We start from the raw sequence: 1033 nt of genomic DNA, 5'->3' as shown, positions 1-1033 counted from the left end.
TCTCTGCCCGCCCCCGGCGCGCACGATGACGAGGCTGACCCGAAAGACCACTCATACCTGTCCCACGGACCAGCCCGCCATCTATGACGCGGACCGCGTAAACAATCATGCGGAGAACGGGGCTAGCCGGGCCATCTCTGGAAACCCCGGGCCTGGTCTCGGCGGCCGAAGGACGCGGGCCGCTCACCGAAACGCGCCATCGAACCGAAACGCGCCGGGCTGATAAACGACAGCCGCGCCGCAAGTGCTCTCCGTAACCCTGGTCGATGCCCTGTACGTTCGTCCTGTTCGATATCTCCACCACGAGCGAGGGCCTGTCATGCAAGCGGTCACCGTCCGAGAGCGCGCCGCGGGTCTGGCTGGGCTTTCCGTGACAGAAGAGCCATACCCCCACGCTGCCGAGAACGACGTCATCGTCCGGGTGCATGCTGCAGGGTTCACTCCCGGAGAGCTCGACTGGCCGGGAACGTGGTCCGATCGCGCGGGCCGAGACCGGACGCCCAGTGTGCCTGGGCACGAGTTGTCGGGTGTCGTGGCCGAGTTGGGGTACGGAACTACCGGCCTGACGGTCGGCCAGCGGGTGTTCGGGCTGACCGACTGGGCCCGCAACGGCTCGCTGGCCGAGTACGCGGCGGTGGAGGCCCGTAACCTCGCGCCGCTGCCGGTCGACGTCGGTCACACCGTGGCCGCCGCACTGCCGATCTCAGGGTTGACCGCGTGGCAGGGCCTGTTCGACCACGGTCGCCTGGCTGCCGGCCAGAGCGTCCTGATTCACGGCGCCGCGGGCGGCGTTGGTTCTATCGCGGTGCAGCTCGCGCGCGAGGCAGGGGCCCGAGTGATCGGCACTGGCAGGGCCGGCGACAGGGACACAGCCCTCGGTCTCGGTGTTGATGCCTTCCTGGACCTGCAGGCCGATCCCCTTGAAGAGGCCGGTCAGGTCGACGTGGTGTTCGACGTGATCGGCGGCGACATCCTGGACCGCTCGGCCGCGCTGGTGCGCGCCGGCGGCACGCTCGTCACCATCGCCTCGCCA

Annotated in this window: 1 protein-coding gene; it reads left to right on the top strand. The window is 69.0% G+C overall.

The window, feature by feature from the left end; all coding sequences use genetic code 11:
• Positions 1-319: 319 nt before the first annotated feature.
• Positions 320-1033, top strand: a 714-nt coding sequence (locus ACFLIM_RS50215; protein WP_393178031.1) for an NADP-dependent oxidoreductase, incomplete at its 3' end; no start/stop codon positions are given.

Origin of the sequence: Nonomuraea marmarensis (assembly GCF_043197025.1) — a bacterium.
Taxonomy (GTDB): Bacteria; Actinomycetota; Actinomycetes; order Streptosporangiales; family Streptosporangiaceae; genus Nonomuraea; species Nonomuraea marmarensis.
Note: the sequence above shows the minus strand (reverse complement) of the source record. Positions and strands in the feature narration are given on the sequence as shown.